The 24,721-nt window shown below is 37.2% G+C and carries 25 protein-coding genes; 17 read left to right on the plus strand and 8 right to left on the minus strand.

What is annotated here, in order from left to right:
• Window positions 1–484 precede the first annotated feature (484 nt).
• Entirely contained in the window at window positions 485–850 is a 366-nt protein-coding gene (locus JG29_RS03700; RefSeq protein WP_045922548.1) for a hypothetical protein, read from the minus strand.
• A 348-nt stretch (window positions 851–1,198) separates the two neighbouring features.
• Here JG29_RS03700 and JG29_RS03705 point away from each other — a divergent pair, with 348 nt between their 5' ends.
• A complete protein-coding gene (locus JG29_RS03705; protein ID WP_045922549.1) occupies window positions 1,199–2,086 on the plus strand; it encodes an SDR family oxidoreductase in 888 nt (295 codons plus the stop codon).
• Window positions 2,087–2,247: 161 nt separating this feature from the next.
• Here the strand turns inward: JG29_RS03705 and JG29_RS03710 are convergent, their stop codons facing one another.
• A complete protein-coding gene (locus tag JG29_RS03710; protein WP_045922550.1) occupies window positions 2,248–3,201 on the minus strand; it encodes a zinc-binding dehydrogenase in 954 nt (317 codons plus the stop codon).
• Between the two features lie 455 nt (window positions 3,202–3,656).
• Window positions 3,657–4,892, minus strand: coding sequence for an ArgE/DapE family deacylase (locus JG29_RS03720; protein WP_045922552.1), 1,236 nt, complete (start codon window positions 4,890–4,892; stop codon window positions 3,657–3,659).
• Window positions 4,893–5,153: 261 nt separating this feature from the next.
• Here JG29_RS03720 and JG29_RS03725 point away from each other — a divergent pair, with 261 nt between their 5' ends.
• Window positions 5,154–6,557, plus strand: a complete 1,404-nt coding sequence (locus JG29_RS03725) for a C69 family dipeptidase (RefSeq protein WP_045922553.1) — start codon at window positions 5,154–5,156, stop codon at window positions 6,555–6,557.
• 100 nt (window positions 6,558–6,657) lie between these two features.
• Here JG29_RS03725 and JG29_RS03730 read toward each other — a convergent pair whose 3' ends face one another.
• Complete coding sequence (locus JG29_RS03730; RefSeq protein ID WP_045922554.1) at window positions 6,658–7,332, minus strand: LexA family transcriptional regulator; 675 nt, start codon at window positions 7,330–7,332, stop codon at window positions 6,658–6,660.
• 129 nt (window positions 7,333–7,461) lie between these two features.
• Here JG29_RS03730 and JG29_RS03735 point away from each other — a divergent pair, with 129 nt between their 5' ends.
• Entirely contained in the window at window positions 7,462–7,704 is a 243-nt protein-coding gene (locus JG29_RS03735; RefSeq protein ID WP_232297080.1) for an XRE family transcriptional regulator, read from the plus strand.
• A 226-nt stretch (window positions 7,705–7,930) separates the two neighbouring features.
• On the opposite strand, the gene JG29_RS03740 is transcribed toward JG29_RS03735, so the two are convergent.
• Window positions 7,931–8,434, minus strand: coding sequence for a YbaK/EbsC family protein (locus JG29_RS03740; protein WP_045922556.1), 504 nt, complete (start codon window positions 8,432–8,434; stop codon window positions 7,931–7,933).
• Window positions 8,435–8,516: 82 nt separating this feature from the next.
• On the opposite strand from JG29_RS03740, the gene JG29_RS03745 reads away from it, so the two are divergent.
• The 7 genes from JG29_RS03745 to JG29_RS03775 are packed head-to-tail and all read left to right on the plus strand — an operon-like array spanning window position 8,517 to window position 14,037.
• The gene (locus tag JG29_RS03745) at window positions 8,517–8,714 is read left to right on the plus strand and encodes a hypothetical protein (RefSeq protein ID WP_045922557.1); all 198 of its coding nucleotides are present in this window, start codon (window positions 8,517–8,519) and stop codon (window positions 8,712–8,714) included.
• A 9-nt stretch (window positions 8,715–8,723) separates the two neighbouring features.
• Window positions 8,724–9,581, plus strand: coding sequence for a 50S ribosomal protein L11 methyltransferase (prmA, locus tag JG29_RS03750; RefSeq protein ID WP_052696293.1), 858 nt, complete (start codon window positions 8,724–8,726; stop codon window positions 9,579–9,581).
• A gap of 1 nt (window position 9,582) precedes the next feature.
• Entirely contained in the window at window positions 9,583–10,344 is a 762-nt protein-coding gene (locus tag JG29_RS03755; RefSeq protein WP_045922558.1) for an RsmE family RNA methyltransferase, read from the plus strand.
• Complete coding sequence (locus JG29_RS03760) at window positions 10,341–10,682, plus strand: hypothetical protein (protein ID WP_045922559.1); 342 nt, start codon at window positions 10,341–10,343, stop codon at window positions 10,680–10,682. The genes JG29_RS03755 and JG29_RS03760 overlap by 4 nt, the downstream gene beginning before the upstream one ends.
• 46 nt (window positions 10,683–10,728) lie before the next feature.
• The gene (locus JG29_RS03765; RefSeq protein WP_045922560.1) at window positions 10,729–12,960 is read left to right on the plus strand and encodes a RelA/SpoT family protein; all 2,232 of its coding nucleotides are present in this window, start codon (window positions 10,729–10,731) and stop codon (window positions 12,958–12,960) included.
• A gap of 10 nt (window positions 12,961–12,970) precedes the next feature.
• Window positions 12,971–13,408, plus strand: a complete 438-nt coding sequence (dtd, locus tag JG29_RS03770; protein ID WP_045922561.1) for a D-aminoacyl-tRNA deacylase — start codon at window positions 12,971–12,973, stop codon at window positions 13,406–13,408.
• 2 nt (window positions 13,409–13,410) lie between these two features.
• Window positions 13,411–14,037: an HAD-IA family hydrolase gene (locus JG29_RS03775; protein ID WP_045922562.1), complete on the plus strand. Its 627-nt coding sequence runs from the start codon at window positions 13,411–13,413 to the stop codon at window positions 14,035–14,037.
• A gap of 37 nt (window positions 14,038–14,074) precedes the next feature.
• Here the strand turns inward: JG29_RS03775 and JG29_RS03780 are convergent, their stop codons facing one another.
• On the minus strand, window positions 14,075–15,391 hold the full coding sequence (locus JG29_RS03780) for an N-acetylmuramoyl-L-alanine amidase family protein (RefSeq protein WP_045922563.1): 1,317 nt from the start codon (window positions 15,389–15,391) through the stop codon (window positions 14,075–14,077).
• 307 nt (window positions 15,392–15,698) lie between these two features.
• Between JG29_RS03780 and hisS the strand changes: the two genes are divergently transcribed.
• The 6 genes from hisS to JG29_RS03810 all read left to right on the plus strand — a co-directional run bounded on the left by hisS (window position 15,699) and on the right by JG29_RS03810 (window position 22,605).
• Window positions 15,699–16,979, plus strand: coding sequence for a histidine--tRNA ligase (gene hisS / locus JG29_RS03785; protein ID WP_045922564.1), 1,281 nt, complete (start codon window positions 15,699–15,701; stop codon window positions 16,977–16,979).
• 3 nt (window positions 16,980–16,982) lie between these two features.
• On the plus strand, window positions 16,983–18,740 hold the full coding sequence (gene aspS, locus JG29_RS03790; protein WP_045922565.1) for an aspartate--tRNA ligase: 1,758 nt from the start codon (window positions 16,983–16,985) through the stop codon (window positions 18,738–18,740).
• A 62-nt stretch (window positions 18,741–18,802) separates the two neighbouring features.
• Window positions 18,803–19,240, plus strand: coding sequence for a peptide-methionine (R)-S-oxide reductase MsrB (gene msrB / locus JG29_RS03795; protein ID WP_045922566.1), 438 nt, complete (start codon window positions 18,803–18,805; stop codon window positions 19,238–19,240).
• 51 nt (window positions 19,241–19,291) lie between these two features.
• Window positions 19,292–20,170, plus strand: coding sequence for a YitT family protein (locus tag JG29_RS03800; protein WP_045922567.1), 879 nt, complete (start codon window positions 19,292–19,294; stop codon window positions 20,168–20,170).
• A 16-nt stretch (window positions 20,171–20,186) separates the two neighbouring features.
• Window positions 20,187–21,083: a deoxyribonuclease IV gene (locus tag JG29_RS03805; protein WP_045922568.1), complete on the plus strand. Its 897-nt coding sequence runs from the start codon at window positions 20,187–20,189 to the stop codon at window positions 21,081–21,083.
• 79 nt (window positions 21,084–21,162) lie between these two features.
• Complete coding sequence (locus JG29_RS03810; RefSeq protein ID WP_045922735.1) at window positions 21,163–22,605, plus strand: MFS transporter; 1,443 nt, start codon at window positions 21,163–21,165, stop codon at window positions 22,603–22,605.
• A gap of 58 nt (window positions 22,606–22,663) precedes the next feature.
• Here JG29_RS03810 and pepI read toward each other — a convergent pair whose 3' ends face one another.
• Entirely contained in the window at window positions 22,664–23,557 is an 894-nt protein-coding gene (gene pepI, locus JG29_RS03815) for a proline iminopeptidase (protein WP_045922569.1), read from the minus strand.
• Window positions 23,558–23,562: 5 nt separating this feature from the next.
• Window positions 23,563–24,369 (minus strand): pyruvate, water dikinase regulatory protein, encoded by an 807-nt coding sequence (locus JG29_RS03820; protein ID WP_045922570.1) that lies wholly within the window; start codon window positions 24,367–24,369, stop codon window positions 23,563–23,565.
• A 160-nt stretch (window positions 24,370–24,529) separates the two neighbouring features.
• On the opposite strand from JG29_RS03820, the gene rpsU reads away from it, so the two are divergent.
• The gene (rpsU, locus tag JG29_RS03825; RefSeq protein WP_045922571.1) at window positions 24,530–24,718 is read left to right on the plus strand and encodes a 30S ribosomal protein S21; all 189 of its coding nucleotides are present in this window, start codon (window positions 24,530–24,532) and stop codon (window positions 24,716–24,718) included.
• Window positions 24,719–24,721 lie beyond the last annotated feature (3 nt).

Here is a 24,721-nt window from a genome sequence, read left to right on the forward strand (position 1 = left end):
TTAAATCTTCAAAGTAATTCGGTTCCAAAAAGTGGCACATATAAAGGAACTATTAATTATGAATTGGTAAATTCCGTATGAAAGACTACCAAAATTTAGCGTAATATTTTAGCAATTGAAATTCATTTGTCCAATTAAGATTATATTTTTTAAAATTGTTTATTTAAAAAAACAGCTAACTAAGCTGTTTTTTTATAAAGTATTAGAAATCTTTGGCAAAGATAATTTTAAGATCTAATCAGTACTTAATTATTAATTATATTGAAAAGATAAAATTAAAAAAATCTGGAAGTTTACAGAATTAAACACCTTATCTCAATTAATACCCATTATTAAAGCCTTTTTTTATAATCATGAAATTATAACTATTAATCCAGTCATAATGATGACAAAAATAGGAAAATTCCTCGAATAATATTCTAATTAACTTATCTTGCTGCTGGTTGACGTAAAAAGCACTTGACAGCTGATATTACTTAACTAATTAACTTTTTATTACTAACTGCGATTGGAACGTATTGTTTTCTTTGTGATTGGTAATATTGCTGATAGTACCGCCAATAAGTCCCAAAATAATAATTATCAAAAACCATAACCACCATTTTGCATAGAAAGGTTTTTTATTTTTAGCTGGTATTTTTTCGGGAACAGAATAATTAGGATTTGATTTAGAAAAATTATTAGAAGCAGGTGCTGAAGGTGAAGAGTTCGGATGTTGAGAATCCGGACGAAAGTAACTAGCTGGTTGGGTATTATAATCTTGTCCGGTTGGCAAAGAATAGCTATGGGTAGAAGTATGATAGTGTTTAGGTTGTTGGTCATTATTTCTCTTAGTCTTAAATTTTCTCATTATTCTTCCTCCTAAAACTCAATCGATATTGAACAAATAAGGATGTGTTATTATGAGCTTATTAAACCGTTTACAATAAGGCGGATTTTCAACTTATACTTTAATAAACTATTAGTCAGTTCAAAGATCAAGTTGTCAAAATAGCTATGTTTATTTTGGCTTTTCTAATATTATTATAAATTATTTATCATCTTTCATAAACTGAATTTTCAAGAATATTTGCTAAGATTTGGAGAACTCTGATTGAATACAAAAGTCACATTTGATGAAATAATGAGCAATAGTTTTGTATTTTGCCTCTAATAGCGGTATGTTGAAGGTAAGCTTATGGAAGGGGGATCCTAAGTAATGACTGATAATTTAAAAAATCCGTTGAATCTTTATCGTACAAAAGAATTTCCGGAGCAATCTCAAGAATATCCAGGATTGCAACAACAAATGCAACCGATTCCTGATGGTGATATGGCTGATTATGAAGGCCATAATTTGCTAAGGGGCCGCCATGCTTTAGTAACCGGCGGTGATTCCGGAATTGGTCGTGCAGTAGCGATTGGTTTTGCTAAAGAAGGGGCCGATGTAGCGATTCAATATTTGCCAGCAGAAGAGCCAGATGCCCAAGAAGTAGTTGACTTAATCGAAAAAACAGGTCAAAAAGCAATTTTACTACCGGCAGATTTTCGTCAACGTGGTGAAGCAGAACGTGTCGTACAACAAGCTTTGTCCAAGTTGGGGAGTCTGGACTTAATTGTGATGAATGCAGCAATTCAGCAACACACAAATAGTTTAGCCGAATTATCTTTAGACCAGGTTCATGATACTTTTGAAGTTAACATTTTATCAATGTTTGAATTGGTTCAAGCGGCTGTGCCTCATTTACCGGCTGGGAGTGCAATTTTAACTTCAACTTCTGTGCAGGCCTTTAGTCCAACACCGATTTTATTAGATTATGCTTCTACAAAAGCAGCGATTGCTAACTTTACTAAGAATTTGGCCCAAGAATTAGCTCCTAAGGGAATCCGAGTGGATGGTGTAGCGCCAGGTCCAATTTGGACACCTCTACAAGTTTGTGGCGGCCAAAAAAAGTCAGGAATTCCAAGTTTCGGCCACGAAGAGCCTTTAGATCGTGCAGGACAGCCTGATGAGGTAGCGCCCCTATATATTTTCTTAGCTTCCAACATGGCAAGTTATATTACAGGTCAGATTTATGGAGTTACCGGAGGACAGGCAATTAACTAGTTAAATTACTAAGTTTAAGCATTGATTTACTTAATGTCTCATCCGGAAATGAGAATCGGATTAGTTTTATGTAATGATGACAGTTAAATTTGATTGTAAAACAAAACCTCACAAATTTTTGTGAGGTTTTTATAATTTATTAGCTCTTGCAAAACCGGAATTTATTGATCTAAGACAGCAATTAAGCGACCTGAAACTTGACCATGCCGCAAGCGGTCAAGTCCTTGATCAATCTCATCAAAATTAATAGTACTTAGAGTTGGGTGTAATTTATCCTCATTAAAATAACGGTAGACGGCCGCAATATCTTGATTATTACCGCCATTGTTGCCCAACAGTTTTAATCTTCGGGTAATTAATTCAGAAGTATCAATTTCTGCTTGCAGTTTACCCAAACCAACTAAAACAATCGTTCCCTCATCTTTGACTGCTTTGATCGCGTTGGTTGTGGTGGTACCAAAGCCGGCAAAATCGACAATGAGATCCGGTTTTTCCGGTTTCATTTCTATAACGTCTTGATATATTTTGGTAATACCTAACTTCTTTGCGATAGCTTGAGCTGCGGGTTTGGGATCAGCTATGAGAACTTCACAGCCTTCAGCAACGGCCATATTAGCTCCAAATTCGCCTAAGCCGCCTAAGCCAATAATTCCTACCTTCATTCCTTTTTGTGCTTGTCCTACCGCAAAAATTGCGTGATGTGAGGTCATTCCCGCATCTGTAGCGGCAGCTCCTTGAACAAAAGAAACATTTTCGGGAAGTTTGATTAATTCTGTAGCCGGAATTTTAATTTTAGTAGCGTAGGCGCCGTCAATTCCGCCGCCAATGGAAACTTTCGTATCTGGATCGACGGGACAAACTCCCACACGATCACCGACCTGATAATCTTCTACATCTGTCCCAATTGCAGAAATAACTCCTGAACATTCATGACCTAAAATCACGGGTGCGTTCACTAAATCCATCCACCCGGGATCATCTAAAATGGTAACATCGGTATGACATAACCCCGTAGCTTTGACGTCGACGATAACTGTACCGGGAGATGGTTGCGGGTCTGCCACTTCTTTTAATTGTAAAGGTTCATGTGTTTTAGTAAAAACCCAAGCTTTCACGAAAACTTACCTCCTTCTTTTAATAATTAATAACGTTTACAATAGTAATTGTAGTCTTCTTACAAAATTAAATGCAAGCTATGCAAGGATTGTTTTTTTCAAAAATACATAATAAAACCCTTAAATTTTAATTTAAGGGTTAATCTTATAAATAATTATTTTAATTAAATGTTGCTTCTCTTCCAAAGATAGAATACTAGTAATATGAGCACGATCGGTATAGAGAAGAAAATTAATTTAAACACTAAGCCAATAAAAAACACAACCAATAATAAAGGTAAAAATAGCTTAAACGAGAATTTGAATAATTTCCAGCAGATTAAAGCTACTAAAAGTGTTAAAAATAGCATCTGTCTACCTCCTAAAAAATGCTAGTAGCTTGGTGATAATACTTATTATACCAGTAATTATTGGAAAAAGCTGGGTAATAAACTGGTTTGGTGTTTTTTAATAATTTAAGCTTTAGGATCGGAAACAAAATAGTCTGTAAATAATTGACGATAAATGTCAATAAAATCAAAAAACATCTGTTGGGAAATATGTTCATTAGATTGGTGAGGCGTTTCATTGCCAGGTCCAAAAATAACATAATCGGCTCCGCGGGGGCGATCATAAAGGAGTTTGGAAGCATCTGTTCCCCCCATGGCACCAATGGCGAGAATTTTATCTGCAGCATAAGGAACGCCCATCAGCTCAGCGGCATGTTGATGCTGTTGGATTTTTGCAGGTGTATCATTGAGAGCTTGATAATAAGGTTGTGCTATTTTTTGGATTAATTTAATTAAACGCGAATCAGGATTTCCAGAAATAGGAATTAAATTAGTTGTAACTTTATAAGTTATTTGGCCTTTATTGAGTTCATTATAAGCGGCGATACTTTTATTCACAATGTCGATAATTTGATCATTAGGATACTCAGAAATAGTACGAATATTAACTTCAGCCTCGGCGGCACTAGGGATAGTATTAACTTGTTCACCACCATGAAAACAATCAATATTAAAAAGAGTTGGTTTTTTCAATACGGGACTAATGGTATATTGAGTTTTTTTGAGGACGTTATTTTTAATTAAATCCAAGACTTCGATGAGATTTTCAACCGCATTAACCCCGGTTTGGGGGCGGGAACTATGGGCAGCTTGACCGTGAGCTTGAATCTGCAAATCGACTGCTCCTGTATGGGTATGAACCAGCAGATATCCGGTAGGTTCGCCTAAGAGGAGGGCGTCGGCGTCTTTCATTGCACCATCTTCATAGAAAGCAGCAGCTCCGATTTCACCTACTTCTTCATCGGCGGTTGCTAATAAGCGAACAGTTCCGTGCTGAGGTTGTTGAGCTTGCTGGGCTTCAATCATAGCAATAACGAAAGCTGCCATGCCGCTTTTCATATCGGCAGTGCCGCGACCATAAAATTGGCCATCTTTTTCAGTTAGAGTAAAAGGATCGTTTTGCCATTCCTGCTCGTTGACGGCAACTACATCTAAGTGACCTGAAACCACTAAAATTGGTTTACCACTGCCAATTTCGGCTACTAAATTCGCCCGATTACCTTGTAACGGCCGAACTTCATTTTTGACACCATATTTGTCAAAAACTGACTTTAAATATTGTGCAGCTTCTAGTTCATTGCCACCAACGGTATTAATAGAAACAAGATCACGTAAAATTTGAACCTTTTCAGCTTTCTCCATGACTAGCCCTCCTAAATTTATAGATACTTAATCCTACCATAAATTAACCACTTAAAATTAATTAAAAAACTTTTAATAAAGATCGTATTTTTAACGTCTAAATAAAATAAACTATTTAAAAACCGGGTTTTAACAACAGGCTTAGGCAGGTTGCGTTTTACAAATACTGAAAATTATAGTATTGTGATGATTAAAGCAGTTGCAGCTATTTAATTAGTGCTTAATCCTAAGAGAGATTTGTAATTTAAGGAGGATTTCTAGATGAGTAAAATTACATCATCTTGCACCACAATTTTAGTGGGTAAAAAGGCTACAATCGATGGATCAACAATGATTGCTAGAAGTGAAGATCATGGTGATCATCCCACTCCAAAAAAATTTATTGTTGTAGAACCACAAAATCAACCTCATCATTATCAGGCTAAATTGTCTAAATTAACCTTGGATTTACCTGATAATCCGTTGCGGTATACTGCGACTCCTGATTCTGAGCGGTCACATGGCGTTTGGGGCAGTTCGGGTATCAACAGTGAGAATGTTGCCATGACCGCTACGGAAACCATCACCACCAATTCACGGGTATTAGCCGCTGATCCGCTTGTTGCTGAAGGTTTAGGTGAAGAAGATTTATTAACTATTGTGCTGCCTTATATTCGTTCTGCGCAAGACGGTGTTCGTCGAGTAGGGCAATTATTGGAACAGTATGGTACCTATGAATCTAACGGGATGGCCTTTGCTGATCATAATGAAATCTGGTATTTAGAAACTTTAGGTGGGCATCACTGGGCAGCCATCAAAATTCCCGATGATGCTTATGTTATCGCGCCTAATCGTTTAAATATTGATCATTTTGATTTTCAGAGTAACAGTGTTTTATATGCTTCTGATTTGCCTCAGTTTATTGAAGAAAATGATCTTAATCCTGATAGTAATGAGGTCAATTTGCGTCACATTTTCGGCTCATCTACCATTAAGGATACTCGCTATAATAATCCACGGGCGTGGTATTTACAAAAATTCTTTACCCCCACTGTGAAACAGGATCCTTTAGATCAAGATCTGCCTTTTATTTGTCATGCTAATCGTAAAATTAGTATTGAAGAAATGAAATGGGCGATGAGTTCTCATTATCAAAATACCCCTTATGACCGCTATGGTACTGGGTGCAGTGAGGATAAGACTTTATTTAGACCAATTGGTATTAATCGTAATGAAGAAAGTCACATTTTGCAGATTCGTAATAAAGTACCGGAAGCAGTTGCCGGTATCCATTGGTTAGGTTTTGGTCCTAATACCTTTAATACTTTTGTGCCATTTTATAGTAATGTCTCTGATACACCGGCAGCTTTCAAAGATGCTGGTCAAAATTATGATCCGAATAATGCTTATTGGCTGAGCCGTACTTTAGGAGTTTTGGGTGATACTAATTATCCACTTTATAGTGAATACCATGCCCAATTTGAACAAAAAACTCTGGCTCAATTGCAAGCAGTTGTTAAAGATACCGATCATCAACTTGTGGCACATTCAAAAGTTGAAGAACTTTTATTAGCAGCCAATCAAAAAATGGCAGATATTTATATTCATAATTGCTGGGAATTATTAGGTAATATGGTTAATTCCGGTTCTGAACGGATGCAATTAAAATTTACCATTTTTGACTAATAAAAAACCCTTGAGTTGATGGTAAAATCAAGTCAAGGGTTTTTTATATTCTCATATGATCTAAAATATATAAGTCAGGTAATTTAATTACAGCAGCCAGTTATAATTGAACCGTGTAAGAAACAATCTTGCCAATTATTTTGATGTTTTCTAATTCATCGTTGGAATAATAAGATTCTGTAAAGTTTTTATCAGAAGAATCCGGTTTTAAAGCTACAAGTTGTTGATGATTATTGTAGTAATAATATTTGACACTAAAATGAACGTCTAAATCATCACCGGTTTGAACAATAATGATATCCCCATCTTGTAATTCCTGCCATTGATTAATCCGCTTCACAATGATAAGTGCCTTGTTAGGAATAACTCGATTCATTGATTCACTGTTAATTCTAGTGATAAAAATATCTTTTTGGTGAGCGTATTTGCCTAACAAGATATCTGCTGCTGTCAGATGCTGAATTCTGGGATCTTGATCTAGTGATACCGGTGAATTCACCAAGGTCGGATCAAAATCAGCATTGTAATAGTCGTAATAGGTTTTAGAAACATGAGAATGGGAGTCTGGCTGTGATTTCATAAATAATTCTTGCGGGGTAGTACCTAAAGCCGCTGCATATTTAGAAATTCCTTTTTCACTTAAAGCTCTTTTCTGGTTTTCATGATTAGAAACAGTATTTTGACTATAGCCAATTAAATTACCTAATTCAGTTTGGGTCAGATTTTTTTGCTTCCTAATTTTTTTGATGATGGGACCCAAAGTATTTTCTCCCATCTTTTCACTTCCTTTTTTAAATATCTCAATGAGAAAAAGATATCACAAATAAAATAAAACTACAAATTTATTTTTTGTCCTTGACATTTTCAATCCCATTATGCGATATTAAGAATAAGTCAAATCGAGGTGATAATATTGGCCGATAAGAAGGAATTAAAAGAAAAGTTACTTCGTCCGAAAACCCATGTGCGTCAAGAACGTTTAGCTCATGAATACAGTACTAGTGAAATGGCTGCCTTAATTGGTTTAAAAAACCGGCGGCAGTATGAACAAAAGGAAAAAGGTAAAGCACCCTTTCACGATTACGAAATGTTAATTATAGCACATGAATTTAAAAAGAGCATTATGTATTTATTTTATGAGTACTAAAACCCGAATTTTCACGAGTGTTTAGAAAATACAATTTTTTATGAATTAGCTTTTACATATTTACTGTTGTTGTTTTCTAAATGCTCATAAAGGTGTATAATAGAACTCCTTGGCAGGGGTGTAAAGTTAACAATTGGAAATTATTCTTTTCATAATTGTTAACTTACAAAGGAGATAGGACAGCTATTGTCTTATCTTCTTTTCTTTTATTTGTTAAGCTCAAAACTTATTCTACTACCTCAACGGCAAAGTCGCCAAAGGTGCCGTTTACTAATTTTGCCAGCTGTTGGGCATCAACGATGACGGAGCGCCCAATTTTTCCGGCGGAAACGGCAATTTGTTGATCTTGCAGGGCTTGATTATCAAAATAAATGTGGTAATTATGCTGCTCACGAATTCCGATAGGACTATTAGCCCCATGTTCAAAACCAGAAGTCTTTTTTAAATCTTTGAGTGGAACCATTCCCACTTTCTTATTACCGGATAATTGGGCAAATAATTTATAACTTAGATGCTTGTTTAATGGCAATACTCCTACTAAAGGGCCGGTTTTATTACCCTTTAAAACCAAGGTTTTATAAATATGAATCTGGTCGGTTTGCTGGGGAATAATTTGTTCGATGTCTCCTTGAGTTTCGGTAGCAAAACTAACAGTTTGATAGGGGATGTGCTTTTTATCTAAAATTTTCTCGACTAAAGTTTTTTGATGATGGAGCTGTTTTTTACTCATATTAACCTCATTGATTTATTATTATTTTTATTAACATTATAATATAATAAATAAAAATTGAATTATGTGAAGAGGAAAGTACATGTTTGGATTTCACAAAAAAGATCGTTTAGATTTAAAAGACCATGATTTTGCTAAGATGACCGCTCGTTTACGGCATAATAGTGAACAACTGGCCAAAGCGCAAGAACAATTCGGCAAGTTGGTTAAAACTTATCCCGCTAACTCAGCGGATGCGCCTACTTCCTCAAAGCATCAGTCATCTAAAAAAAATAATTAAGGAGTCACCATGGCCGACAATTGGAAGCAATTAAATATTCTGACATCACAGACTAATTTTGAACTAGTTACTAATGCTCTTATTATTCAAGGTATTACCGGGATTGAGAATTTGCCCCAGGATCAAGGTTTAGCAATTTATTTACCGAAAACACAATTAACTGCCGAGTGGTGTGAACACTTACAGCAAACTTTAAAAGATTTGGGCTTAGCTATAAAGGATTATCAATTACAAGTGATTGCGGATGTAGATTGGCAGTGGGGAAATAAATGGGCCCCTTATTATCGTCCAGTACGCATTTCTCATTTTATGTCTATTATTCCCAGCTGGCAAAAGCAGCAAGTAACCAGTCCTTATGATATTTTAATGGATCCGCAGGAATCTTTTGGCAGTGGTGAACATCCAACAACTAAGTTATGCTTGCAAGCTCTGACGAATATTGTCAATCAGCAGGATTCTTTAATTGATGTGGGTACAGGCAGTGGTATTTTGGCGATTGCGGCTGCTAAGTTTGGAATTAATAATATTTGGGGATATGATATTTCTGCAGCTGCTATTAAAGTTGCAGAACAGAATTTTAAATTGAATTGTCCACAGGCTCATTTTCAAGGACAGGTAAACTCGCTGTTAGATAACGTCGACCAAAGTGCAGATATTATCACGGCTAATATGCTCGAAGAACCCATACGTCAACTAATTCCTCAACTATTTCAGCATCTGCATGAGCACGGCTGCGTGATTATTTCAGGAATTTTGGCTCAGAAGCTGACGCCAATTATACAATTATTGCAAGACCAGCATTTTCAATTACTTCAAACTAGTACAGCTCAAGGATGGGGCTGTCTTATAGCGCAGAAGGAGCAATAAGATGCAACAAATTTTTGTCCAACAAAGATTAACGCCTAATCAGGATTTAGTTTTGGAGGGGACCTCTTTTCGACATTTAATTAAGGTTTTACGGTTGCACGTTAACGATTATTTTTGGATTGTAGATAAGCAGCAGCAAACTTTTCAAGCTCAAATTACGACTATTAATTCGGATAATTTTCAGGTTCACTTGCAGACTTTACATCGATCAAATTGTGAATTACCAGTTACTTCAATTATTGCCTGTTCGCTATCTAAAAAAGATAAGTTGGATTGGATTACACAAAAAGCCACCGAGTTAGGAGCTCAGCAGATTGTTTTTTTTAGGTCACGTTACTCAATCATGAAATGGGCACCAACAATAGTTCCTAAAAAATTAGATCATCTGCAACAAATTGCTCTTAGTGCCGCCCAACAATCGCACCGTCTGCAAGTACCGCAGGTGAAGTATTATGCTACTTTAGCTGAGCTAATAAAATCTCAAAATGCTGATTATCAATTGGTAGCTTACGAACAAATGGCTCAAGAGCAAAAGAAGGGGGCGTTGGCTGATATTTTCCAGCAACTTCAGGCCGGACAATCATTAATGTGTCTGTTTGGTCCGGAAGGCGGTTTTGCGGTTGAAGAAATTAGGCAATTGAGGCAAAATAAATATAAATTATGCGGTCTGGGACCCAGAATTTTGCGGGCGGAAACAGCACCCTTGTATTTTCTCAGTGCGCTCTCATATCAGACAGAATTAGAGAAGGAATTAACAAATTGAAAATAAAAATCTTGAAATTTTGGTATTCAGATTATTGTAAGATTATTTTATTAGCACTTTTAATTGCAGTAACTTTGCCGTTGATTGCCAGCAGTTTTCATTTGGGAAAATCTTGGCGTATTGGCCTGCTTTTTATTATTGTTAATATTACTGTTTCAATTATTATGGGTCGTTGGATTAAAAAAACACAGCAGCCGACTTGGGTTTTTGGCATTTTTCCGGGAGCTTTTTTAGTATTAGTTCTGTTGCGTTATACTTTAAGCATTTATGCTTATTTATTCTTTGTTTTGTATGGATTAATCGAATATTTAACTTTCATTTTAACTAAAAAACATTAAAATATTATTAATCTTTTAATTTTTAAAGCAGAAAGGAAACGAGAATATGCCCAAGGAAAAAGTCTATTCTGCACAAGAAGTTTTTGATATTTGCGCAACCTACATGAATCAACGCCATATTGATTATATCAAAAAGGCCTATGAGCTGGCTGCTTATGTTCATAGTGAACAAAAACGGGCATCCGGTGAACCTTATATTGTTCATCCTATTCAAGTGGCTGCTATTTTAGCTAATTTGAAAATGGATCCGGATACAATTTCTGCGGGCTTTTTGCATGATGTGGTAGAAGACACCAATATTATTTCCGCGGATATTCGGGAACTATTTGGCAACGATGTCGCTACAATTGTTGAAGGGGTCACGAAAATCTCCAAGTATAAATATAAGTCCCATCAACAATTATTAGCGGCCAATCATCGTAAAATGTTACTGGCCACTGCCAAAGATATGCGGGTAATTATGGTGAAATTGGCAGATCGTTTGCATAATATGCGCACGTTAAACTATTTACGGCCAGATAAACAACGACGCATTGCAAATGAAACTTTGGAAATATATGCCCCATTAGCTGATCGACTGGGAATCAGTACAATTAAATGGGAATTAGAAGATTTGTCACTGCGTTATTTAAATCCGCAGCAGTATTATCGTATAGTTCACCTTATGAATTCGAAAAGGGCCCAAAGAGAAGAATATATTCAAGCAGCCATTAGAGAAGTTAAAGTTAATATTGACCAATTGCATATCGATTATGATATTAGCGGACGAGCCAAGCATATTTATTCGATTTATAAAAAGATGGTCGAAAAACATAAACAATTTGAAGAATTGTATGATCTCTTGGCAATTAGAATTATGGTCAATTCAATTCGGGATTGTTATGGAGTGCTGGGCAATATTCATGCACAATGGAAACCTATTCCCGGACGTTTCAAGGATTATATTGCGGTACCGAAAGTTAACGGCTATCAATCCTTGCATACGACGGTAATTGGACCACAAGGCCGGCCGTTAGAAGTACAAATCCGTACTTATCAAATGCATGAAGTCGCTGAATATGGGGTTGCAGCCCATTGGGCTTATAAAGAGGGTAAAAAAGAAAAAATTAATCTCGATAATAATGATCAGCAAATTGATGTTTTTCGTGAAATCATGGAAATTCAGGAAGAATCCTCAACTGATGCCGACTTCATGAAGAATATTAAAGGCGATGTTTTCAGTGATCGTGTTTATGTTTTTACTCCTAAAGGCGAAGTAATGGAGCTGCCTAAAGGGGCAATACCTTTGGATTTTGCTTATCAGGTGCATACAGAAGTGGGTAATCATACCATTGGCGCCAAAATTAACGGCAAAATTGTTCCTTTAGATTATAAATTACGTAATGGTGACATTGTAGAAATGCTCACACAATCTAATGCTGCTCCGAGCCGGGATTGGGAGAACATTGTTTATACAACGCGGGCCCGCAATAAAATTAAACGTTACTTTAAAAGTGTTGATCGCCAACAGAATATCGAAACCGGGCGTAATAAGATTGAGCGGGAATTACTTGATCGTAATTTTGCTCCGAAGAATTATCTCAGTAAGAAAGCTTTACAGCCGGTTTTGGAACGTTATAATTTTACGACTGAAGATGAATTATTAGCAGCAGTAGGCTACGGTGAAGTTTCGGTAATTGGTGTCGTTAATAGACTGACAGAAGCGGAACGCAAAAAACAAGCCCAGCAAAAAAAGGCTGAATATGAAGAACAAGTTATGGGTGAAGCATCCAAAGCTGCTAAAACTAAAGAAGAGCATTCCAGTGAACATAACGATAACGATTCGGAAACTCAAGAACGGGAAGTTCATATTCAAGGTGTGGCCAATCTTTTAATTCATATGGCTAAATGTTGTACTCCGATACCCGGTGATGAGATTGTCGGCTATATTACCAAAGGTCGAGGGGTAACCATTCATCGCCAGAATTGCCCTAATATCCAAGAGGAAGATCAGAAGGCACGGTTAATTGAAGCCAGTTGGGGTAATATTCAAAATCATCACTACCTGGTAAAATTAGAAATTTTTGGTTTTAACCGTAATGGTTTATTAAATGATATTTTGCAGGTGGTTAATAAGCAAACCAATATGTTAAATGATGTTAATGGCCGCATGGATCATGATCGTATGGCACATGTAACCTTAACAGTGGGTGTACGTAATTTAATGCATCTGAAGGATATTATGACTAAAATCAATAATATTCCGGATGTTTATAATGTTAAAAGAGTAATTAATTGAGGAAGATAGCATGAAAGTAGTTTTACAGCGGGTACAACGAGCCAGCGTCACGATTGCCCAAAAAAGAGTAGCTCAGATTAAAAACGGATCCTTGTTACTAGTTGGTTTTGGACAAAATGATGATGAACAAACAGTGGACTATTTAGCTCGCAAAATTAGTAAAAGTAGAATTTTTTCGGATCAGGATGGCAAAATTAATTTAGCCATTAATGACGTTCAAGGACAGATCTTATCAGTTTCGCAATTTACGCTTTATGCTGATACTGCTAAAGGCAATCGGCCGAGTTTTGTTGATGCTTTAAACCCGCAACAAGCACAAGAGCTTTATGAATTGTTTAATGAAAAATTACGGGCCAGCGGCTGTGATGTACAAACTGGAGTTTTTGGAGCCGACATGCAAGTGGAATTAGTTAATGATGGTCCGTTAACAATTATTTATGAGAGGTAATTATGGTTTTACAGACAGCAATTTGGGATTTTGATGGTACTTTAGCCGATACTTATACGGGAATTTTGAAGAGTTTACAACAGACTTTTTATGACTTTGATTATCCGCAGCCTGATATGCAACAGGTGTATCGTTTCATTAAATTGCATTCCGTAAAATCATATTTACAAAAATTGGAGCTCAGTCCGGATTTTGATGAAGTTTATCAACATTTTCAAAATATTGATCATCAAAATCAAACCCATATTCAATTAGTAGCGGGAGCAGCTCAGACTTTACAAGCGATTGTAGCCCAAGGTGGTCATAATTTTTTGTGGACTCATCGTGATGATTTGGCGATCAAGTTATTAGCCAAGCAACAGGTTCAATCATATTTTACGCAGATTATTACAAGTACATCTGCTTTTGCACGTAAGCCGGATCCGGCGGCATTGAATTATTTAGTCCAAAAGTATAATCTAAATCGAGCAGCTACTGCCATGATTGGGGATCGCTCTTTAGATGTCCAAGCGGGGCAGAATGCTCAGCTAACGACTATTTATTTTGATGTTGATCAATTACATGATGCCCCAAATGCCGATTATGTGGTTCAGGATTTAACACAAATAACTCCTTTATTTACACATTAAGAAAGAAAAAGTGGGAGGATAGTTCCTTCCACTTTTATTATTTGAAATAATCACTTAATCCTTGTGCAATACCCACGGCTAGTTTTTGTCGGTATTCGGGATTAGCAATTTGCTTATTATCATGTTTGTTATTTAAATATCCGCCTTCGATTAAGACAGCCGGTTGTTCATTTTCTCGAATGACTTCGTAATCGCCAAAGCGCAGACCCCGATCAGGCAAGGGAAGATCTTCTAATTGTTTATGCAGACTTTGAGCAAGCGGTCGATCTTTTTTTCCGGAGTAATAATAAGTGGTAATTCCGGAAGCCTTGCTGGCAACAGGTGTGGAATCAAAATGCAAACTGAGAAATACGTCGGCATTCAGTTTATTAGCTAAACGCGCTCGGGAGGCTAAATCCAGACCGCTATCATTATTGCGGGTTAGGATTACATTAGCTCCGCTCTGCTGTAATTGTTTTTTAAGGCGTTTAGCGGTATCCAGAGTATAACCTTTTTCAGTATGTTTTTGATTGTTGGTTAAAGCGCCCGTATCTGCACCCCCGTGGCCGGGATCAATCACAATAGTGGCTTCAGATAGTTTGGTTGCGGCGCTTTTAACTGCATGTTCGGAACTAGAAATAGAAACGAGCCAGCTGGCAATATAGCCCGATTCGCCCGAATTTAATCTAATCTTATAAAAATCTCCTTCTTTTCCCAGATAAGGAAGGGTGGTTTTATCAGTGATATGAGCTACAACTTTGCTGTCGGGATCCGGTTTAGCTAAAATTTTAGTATTGTTTTGCAAAGTTGTAACTGAGCGAATGGTGGACTTTTGGTGGTGGTTATTCCAAATGTTTTGGGCGATTTTGTCAGTTATAATCAGCTCGGAATTAGGAACCCAGCCCACGGTATCGTTAAACAAAATTTGACTCCAATTATTTTGAGTATAAACAATATTAACTTTTTGCAGTTGGGCTAAAGTTCCTAAAACTTCAGAATCATTTTGGGGATATTTTTGAACATTAGTATTCGGCGCTTTAATGATGCCGATAGTATTGCTGGAAGTATTGGCTTCATTATTATCAATTAACCAGCTGGCAACCCAGCCGATCTTATCACCTGCTAGGCGAACCTGATACCATTGATTTTTTTTACTTAAAATAGTTAAGGTTTCCCCGCGTTTAACACGGGTCAAAGTTTCATAAGAAAGACTAGGACCAATACGTACATTTAAAAAATTGGCCTTGACGACCAGCTGATTAGCCTGAGCCATAGCTAAGGTTGAAAGACTGGAACAAGTAATTAAAATAATAATAATTCCCCATAACCACCGCTGCTGGCGTTTCTGGCGGCGGTCGCTTCTACGCAATTTCATTAATTAACATCCCATTTAAGATTAAACTTTCTTATTTATATTATAATATTCACGATTAAATAGCTATACATATAGCTATTTAATCGTCACAAGCAATATTTTTAAAAAGATTTATCTTGCTTTTTTGATGATTATTTTCCCCGAGCGCGCCTTGACTTTAATAATGATGATGGTAATTTATTATGTGTTGCCAATATCAGCGAAAAATCTCGGCTCTTAAGAGCATAATTGCTGGTTTGCGATTAAAAAGAGGTGTGCTAAGATTGATAATAACTAGTTTAAGCAAGTTTTTGAAGGAGGAACCACGGTGCGTTATCAAAAGTTAAAAGGTATGGTTGATATTCTGCCAGGAGAAAGTGAACAGTGGCAATATTTAGAAGCCACTGCTCAGCGGGTTTTCCAGAATTATCAATATCATGAAATTCGCACACCATTATTGGAACAATATGATGTTTTTGCCCGTTCCTCTGGTGATAGTTCAGATATTGTATCAAAAGAAATGTACGATTTTCAGGATAAAGGTCAAAGACATGTAGCCTTGCGGCCTGAAGGAACAGCTGGAGTGGTTCGAGCTTATGTCGAGAATAAGTTGTTTGGCCCTGATCAAATACATCCTTATAAAGTCTGGTATCATGGGCCGATGTTTCGTTATGAACGTCCGCAATCTGGCCGCCAACGACAATTTCATCAAATTGGAGTAGAGGCTTTAGGCAGTGATCGTCCGGAAATTGATGTGGAAACCATTGCTATGGCCAGCAATTTTTTGCAGGAGTTAGGTTTAACTGATTATAAAATAGTTATTAATACTTTAGGAGACCAAGAAACACGCCAAAATTATCATCAAGCTTTGGTTGATTATTTAACGCCTTTGGCTGCACAATTAAGTGCAGATTCACAAGTACGTTTACACAAAAATCCCTTGCGGATTTTGGATAGTAAAGATCCACAGGATCAAGAGATTGTTGCCGGAGCACCCTCAATTTTAGATTATTTAACAACAGCGGCGCAAGCTCATTTTGATCAAGTTCAAGAGTTATTAACGGCTTTAAATATTAATTACGAAATTGATCACAATATGGTGCGCGGATTAGATTATTATAATCACACTATTTTTGAAATTATGATGACTAGTCCAGCCTTTGGCAATAAAGAGATGACATTAATTGCCGGGGGCCGCTATAATGGCTTAGTAGCAGAATTAGGGGGACCTGATGTTGCCGGAGTTGGTTTTGGTATGGGAGTGGAGCGCTTATTATTGGTTTTACAAGCGCAAACCCATAATTTGCCACAGTTATCTTCTCCGGATATTTATTTGGTTACTGTAGATGAGACAGTGACCGTAGCTGTTGCCAAATTGTTATCCCAATTACGCTGGGCAGGCATTTCCGCCGAACGTGATTACTTAGCTAAAAAAGTAAAAGCACAATTTAAGCAGGCTAATCGCTTACACGCCCGTTTTACTTTGACCTTGGGTGAGCAAGAATTGGCTGCACAAACGGCACAGTTGAAAAGAATGCAGGATGGTCAAGAGACTTTAGTTCATCTAGATGATTTAACAGAATTAATTGCGAAAATAAAAAAGGGGTAAAACATGCAAAGAACTAATTATTGTGGACTAATCACTCAAGAGTATATGGGTCAAAAAGTAACTTTAGCAGGTTGGGTGCAAAAACAGCGTAATTTAGGTAATTTAATTTTTGTAGATTTGAGAGATCGCGAAGGAATTGTGCAGTTAGTTTTTAGTCAAGAATACGGCGATCAAGCTTTTGGTCAGGCTGCCAAATTGCATGCAGAAGACGTTATCAGCATTGAAGGCCAGGTAGTAGCCCGCTCTAAAGCTACTATTAATGAACAAATGGCAACTGGTCATGTGGAAGTAGAAGTGAGCCAGTTGAAAATTTTAAATAAGGCTAAAACTATTCCTTTTAATATTGAAGATCAGGTAGATGCCACTGAAGATACAAAGCTTAAATACCGTTATTTAGACTTACGTCGTCCAGAAATGCAACAGGCTATTCGAACCCGAGCCCGTATTACTGCTGCAGCTCATTCTTATTTGGATCAGCAAGGCTTTATTGATATTGAAACACCTGATTTGGCCAAGTCTACTCCTGAGGGAGCCCGTGACTATTTAGTTCCATCACGAGTTTATCCGGGTAATTTTTATGCTTTGCCGCAATCACCGCAGCTGTTTAAACAATTACTTATGGGAGCTGGTTTTGATAAATATTATCAAATTGCTCGTTGTTTTCGTGATGAAGATTTACGAGGAGATCGGCAGCCGGAGTTTACCCAAATTGACCTAGAGACCAGTTTTTTAAGTGCAAAGCAGATTCAAGATTACACCGAAGGCTTGATTGCGCAAATCATGCAGCAGGCTGTAGGGGTAACTGTGAAATTACCTTTTCCGCGGATTACTTGGAATGAAGCTATGGCGCGTTATGGTTCGGATAAGCCGGATACACGTTTTGGCATGGAATTGCAAGATTTAAGTGATTTGTTCAGTGAAAGTGAATTTAAAGTCTTTCACAAGGCAATTGCTGATGGCGGTCAAGTAAAGGCAATCGTTGTAAAAAATGCTGCGGAAAAGTATTCCCGCAAACGTCTGGACGAACAACAAGCCTACATTACCAGATTTGGGGCACATGGTTTAGCTTGGTTAAAAGTAGAACAGGGTGAATTTCATGGACCAGTGGCTAAATTTTTGGTAAAACAAGCGGCTGCTTTAACTGCAAGATTAGAATTGGCAGATAACGATTTGGTTTTATTTGTCGCAGCTTCTAAAAAAGTTTGTGCTGATTCTTTAGGATATTTGCGTAAATACTTTGCCAAAGATTTGCATTTATATGACGATAATCAGTATAACTTCTTGTGGGTAGTAGACTGGCCCCTGTTTGAATATGATGAAGGTATTCAGCGCTGGGTATCGGCCCATCATCCCTTTACAATGCCTAATGAAGAAGATTTGGAGTTGTTAGATACTGATCCGCATCAGGCTCATGCTCAAAGCTATGATATTGTCTTAAATGGCTACGAGCTGGGTGGTGGTTCAATTCGTATTCATACACGAGCAATTCAAGAAAAAATGTTTCGGGCCTTGGGCTTTAGCCAAGAGCGGGCCCAGGAACAGTTTGGCTTTTTGTTGGAAGCTTTAGATTATGGTTTTCCACCGCATGGTGGCTTGGCTCTTGGTTTGGATCGCTTTGCAATGCTTTTATCGCATCGAGAAAATATTCGTGATGTAATTGCCTTTCCGAAGAATTCCAAAGCTACTGAGCCGATGATGCATGCCCCTTCAGCTGTTGCCGAGCGACAATTAGCTGACTTACATTTAGATATTAAAAAATAGTTTATATTTACCCCTCAACACCTTTATTTTAGTTAAAATTACTAAAAAGGAGAGTGTTTGTTATGTATGAAAAGCAAAAACAAGAATTAACCCCGGAACAATATGCTGTTACTCAGCAAAATGCTACCGAAAAACCTTTTAATAATCGTTATGATAATTTCTTTGAACCAGGAATTTATGTGGATGTCGTCAGCGGTGAACCCTTATTTGCCTCCAGTGCTAAATATGATTCCGGTTGTGGCTGGCCTGCATTTAGTCGTCCCATTACTCCTTTAACGGAAAAATCAGATTCTAGTTTTGGAATGCAGCGCACAGAGGTGCGAAGTCCACAGGCGGATTCTCATTTAGGACATGTCTTTACTGACGGCCCCAAATCTACAGGTGGTTTACGTTATTGTATCAATTCGGCGGCTTTAAAGTTCATTCCTCAAAAACAGATGTCCGAGAAAGGATATGCCGAATATTTAAAATATGTAGAAACACCTGATACCGATGCCTAATTTATGTTAAAGTATGTAACGGAATTATCTTGTGAGGATTAAACTATATTTATGAATGAATTAGAAAAAATTGCTCGACGATATCGCAATATAGCTAAATTGTCGTTCGCTTTAATTTATGCTTTATGTGTTTCCGTTGCAGTTAATGTTTTTTGGAATCCAGGAAAAATTTATGGTTCTGGCATTACGGGTTTAGCCCAGTTAATTTCTACTATCAGTCAGCACTGGCTGCCTTTTACCATTGGCGTGCCAGTGCTTTATGCTACCCTTAATTTACCATTATTAATTCTATCTTGGAAAAAGATTGGCCATGAGTTTACTTTTTACACAATTGTGGCGGTTATCTTGTCTACCGTCCTTTTGCATATAATTCCGCCGGTAGCAGTTAAATTTGACCCAATCATTTGTGCTATTTTCGGTGGTTTATTTAATGGTGTTGGTACAGGTTTGGCTTTAAAAAACGAGATGTCAACCGGAGGATTGGATATTATTAGTATTGTACTGCGCAAAAAATTGGGAAAAAGCGTGGGTACTATTAACATTGCTTTTAATATTTTGGTAGTGTTAGGCGCTGGCTGCTTATTTGGCTGGGTTCAAGCCCTATATACTATTTTAAGTATTTTTGTAAATGGCCGTGTGATTGATAGTTTATATACCCGTAATCAAAAATTACAGGTGATAATTGTCACTTCTCATCCGGATAAAGTGATTACAGAGATTCAAAATGAGATGCGGCGGGGCATTACGATAGTGCACGATGTTGAAGGTGCTTATCAGCATTCTTCAAAAACAATGCTGTTCACGGTGATTTCACAATATGAATTGCCGCTATTTCGTCAGGCTTTGCAGGACTCTGATCCCTATGCTTTTGTAAGCATGACGGAGGCTAAACTAATTATGGGACGTTTTTACCAAGAACATATTTATTAGATCCGGAAGTGAGAAAATGATTTTAGGTTGCCATGTAAGCATGAGTGGTGACAAAATGCTGCTGGGTGCAGCACAACAGGCAGTTAGTTATGGCGCTAATACGATGATGATTTTTACAGGTGCTCCGCAAAATAGTCGTCGCAAACCTACTAGTCAAATGAATATTACTCAAGGCTGGCATTATTTAAAACAGCATCAAATTCAACGGATTATGGGACATGCGCCTTATATTATTAATCTGGGTAATACCAAAGATCTTTCTAAATATGAATTTGCAATAGATTTTTTACAGGCGGAAGTACAACGGTGTGCAGCCTTGCAAATTGAAGCATTAAGTTTTCATCCGGGAGCCCATGTGGGACTGGGGGCGCCAGTTGCAATAAAATCAATTGCCCAGGGTTTACAGGAGGTTTTAAAGAGTCAGCCTCAAGTCAAAATTGCTTTAGAAACTATGTCAGGCAAGGGCACTGAAATCGGTGCGACCTTTGAACAATTAGCCCAAATTATTGACCTGACACCAAATAATGAGCAATTAACAATTACTTTTGATACTTGTCATGTGCATGATGCAGGCTATGATATCGTAAATGATTTTGACGGGGTTTTATTAGAATTTGATAAAATTATCGGACTTGACCGCTTGGCCATGATTCATTTAAATGATTCCAAAAACGGCCGGGGATCGCATAAAGATCGTCATACTAATATTGGTTTTGGTCAAATTGGTTTTAAAGCACTAAACTATATTTGTCATCATCCGCAATTAGCCGCCATTCCGAAAATTATGGAAACTCCTTATGTTCCATTAGCACAAAATCCTAAAAAAGCAGTGGCTCCTTACGCATCCGAAATTAAAATGCTGCAAGAACAGCAATTTGATCCGCAAATGCAGCAACGTTTAAGTAGCAGTTAGTAGCTGAAGTCCCAAAGCGGCAATTAGTTATGAATAAAATTTAGATTTTGAGGATGAGGTGACAAGTTTGCAGCAACATATGTCTCGTTTCCAGCAGCGAATTTTAGTAATGACCGCAATTTTTATGGCCAGTTTTATGACTTCGGTGGAAGTAACCATTGTGACGACCGCTTTACCACAAATTATTAGTGAATTACATGGTTTAGCTTTTCAAAGCTGGATTATGAGTGCTTATCTTTTTACCACTGCGATTAGTACTCCGATTTGCGGGAAACTGGCCGACAGTCTAGGCCGTAAGCCGGTTTTTCAATGGGGAGTTATTTTATTTACGCTTGGTTCTTTAGGCAGCGGTCTAGCCGGTAATATTGGCTGGTTGATAGGCGCTCGACTAGTTCAAGGATTAGGGGCAGGAGCCATTATGCCGCTGACCTTTACGATTATTGCCGACTATTTTAGTTTTGAGAAAAGAGCTCAGATTTTAGCTTTAAATAATACTGCCTGGGCTTTATCGTCTTTAATTGGACCTTTATTAGGCGGATTTTTAGTGGATAAACTGTCTTGGCATTGGGTCTTTTTTGTCAATATTCCCCTAGGAATTCTGGTATTTGGTTTAATGGGGCTGGGTTATGTGCAAAAACAGACCACCTCTCAAAATTTAACCATTGATTGGTCGGGAATTGGGCTGTTAACTCTAGGTTTATTATGCCTGCTAATAGCAGTTCAAACTCTGTCTACTTATTTTTGGCCAGCGATTGGATTATTTCTAATCGGATTAGTTTTGTTATTATTGCTGGCTAAATGGGAACATCAGGTTGCTGATCCTTTAATTGAGCCGCAGATGTTTTCTAATAAAACTTTTACTATCCAAGTGGTCACGATCATGCTTTTTAGTGGGGTATTGATTTCTTATCAGGTCTATTTTCCTATTTGGCTTCAATCCATCTATCATTTGCCCGCTTCAATGGCCGGCATGGTTGTTAGTTCCAGTTCCATTATGTGGCTGGTGGGATCGTTTTTAGTAGGTAGATTGATGACCCGTTTTGTTCCTAAAAGGGTAGTTCTATTGATTGCAGTTTTGGAGTTAGTTTTTTATAGTTCCTTACTGTTTGCTTCAACGGCTTTTCCTGTCTGGATGTTTTATCTTATTGCCGGCGTTAATGGTCTGGGATTAGGCATTGTTATTAGTATGAATACAATTTTAGCCCAGCACTTGGTAAGACCGAATTTAGTAGGAGAAGCCAGTGGCATGATTACTTTAGGACGTTCTTTAGGGCAAACAATCATGACCGGTATTTATGGAGCAGTTTTTAATATTGTTTTAGTAAATAATCGCGGATCTATTTCTTTAGGTACTTTAAATCGGGCTGTAAGTGCTTCTAATTATCACCAATTTAAGAATCAACTAGCTATTAATCTTGTAGTTTTACAAGGCTTACATGCTGTCTTTTTAGTGGTCGCAATTTTGTTGCTGTTGATTCTTATTATTAATTTCCTAGATCCGAATCACAAAATAATTAAATAAATTCAGTGCTTCATTAAAAAAGTCTTCGATAAAATTATTTTATCGAAGACTTTTAAGGTTATTTTGGCGTTGCATGTTGTTGCAGCCACTCGTCTAAAATTTGTAGATATAATTCAGGCTCATCGATAAAAGCCATATGACGACTGTGGGCAAATAAGTGCCAGGTAGCATTGGGAAGATGATCATACATGGTTTTCGCAATTAACGGTGTACACAAATCATTTGTTCCGCTGGTAATTAAAGTTGGAACTTGAATCTGTTGGAGCTTATTAGTATAATCAAAATCCTTTAAAGTTCCGGTGGGAGTATATTCATTAGGACCCCAGGCGGTTAAATATGCTTGAGTACCTTGGTTTTTAGGGCGTTTTAGAAAAGAAAACTTTTGTTCAGTGGCCGGATCTAAAGCATGTTGCTGCATAAAGTGTTGATTAGCTTTGAGATAATCAGCTGCTTGATAATTTTGGCTTTTTTCTGCATTTTTAATTGCTTGTTGATCCTGAGGGCTCATGTAGGTAATTAATCTTCTTTGTTCTTGTTCCCATAATTGAGCCGACGATAAAGTACTGGCTAAAATCAGACTTTGGATACCGCTGGGGTCATAATCACACAGATAAATTAAAGCTAACATTCCTCCCCACGATTGACCCAAAAGATGGATTTTGTTTAAATGTAAATGCCTTCTTAAAGCGATTAATTCTTCGACCCAAGTCTTAGGGTGCCAAAGCTTTGGTTGATTAGGCATTGATGATAAACCGCAACCGAGCTGATCATACATGATCAGCTGTTGGCCATCATAAGCTAAGTCGTCTAAGGCTTCAAAATAATTATGAGTGGAACCCGGTCCGCCATGAAGTAATAATAGCGGCGGTTTTTGAAATTTTTGTTCTCCGACAATTCGATAAAATGTTCGATAATTATGAAATTCAAGATATCCAGTTGTAATTTTGACCATTGTTGTCAGACCTTATCAAAATTTAATTTATTTTCAATAATGGCTGCCGTTTCTTCAATTGAACGGTTTGCTACATTAATTACTAAGCAATTTAATTTTTTGTATAAACTGTTGGCATAGTTTAATTCTGCATGAATTTTGGCTGTATCAGAATAGTTGGTAGTGGCTTGTAAACCGTAGGCCAGCATCCGCTCTTGGCGAATTTTTTGTAAGATATTTTCGTTAGTAGTTAAACCGACAATTTTTTTGTGATCAATTTGCCATAATTCAGCGGGCGCTTCTACTGAAGGAACCAGAGGAATATTAGTTACTTTGTAATTTTTATTAGCTAAGAAAAACGATAAAGGCGTTTTAGAAGTACGGGAAACTCCCAAAACAACAATGTCCGCATCTAAGATGCTTTTAGGATTTTTACCGTCATCATTTTCTGCTGCAAAATCAATCGCTTTGATGCGCTTAAAGTATTGTGCACTTAATTTACGAGCTGCCCCAATTTCGCGGGAAGCTTTCTGATGGGTATAAGCTTCGATTTTTTTTAAATAGGGGTTTAAAATGTCAAAGGCTAAAATTTGTTGGCTTTGCGTGATTTCTTTTACCATTTGATCATACTCGGGATTATTCAAAGTATAAAACACAATGGCCTGATCTTTTTTAGCTTGGTGAAAAATTTCCTTTAAGGTTTGAAGATTTTGAATAAATGAAAACCGTTTTTGCTCAATTTCTAGCATGGGAAATTGGGCGATCATCGAACGAGAAAAAATTGTGGCCGTTTCTCCTGAAGAGTCCGAAAGTGCATAGACTATTTGTTTCATAAGTGATTTTCCTCCTAATTAAACTTAAATTATCATTTTTAATAAAAAAAAGCTACTGAAACTCGCGGATTATTGTTTCAAGTTGGAAATTGTTTTGTTATACTATATAAGAACTGTTGCAAAAAGCAGTTACGTAAGTAATCGGAAGGAGGGATATCATATGGCTAAGACAGTTGTTCGTGAGAACGAGTCTCTTGATGATGCTCTTCGTCGGTTTAAACGTTCTGTTTCTAAGAGTGGTACTCTTCAAGAATATCGCAAGCGTGAGTTTTACGAGAAGCCGAGTGTCAAGCGTAAATTGAAATCTGAAGCTGCTCGGAAGCGTAATAAGAAGAGGAAAAGACGTTAAGAT

The sequence above is a fragment of the Bombilactobacillus mellis genome (genome assembly GCF_000967245.1).
GTDB lineage: Bacteria > Bacillota > Bacilli > Lactobacillales > Lactobacillaceae > Bombilactobacillus > Bombilactobacillus mellis.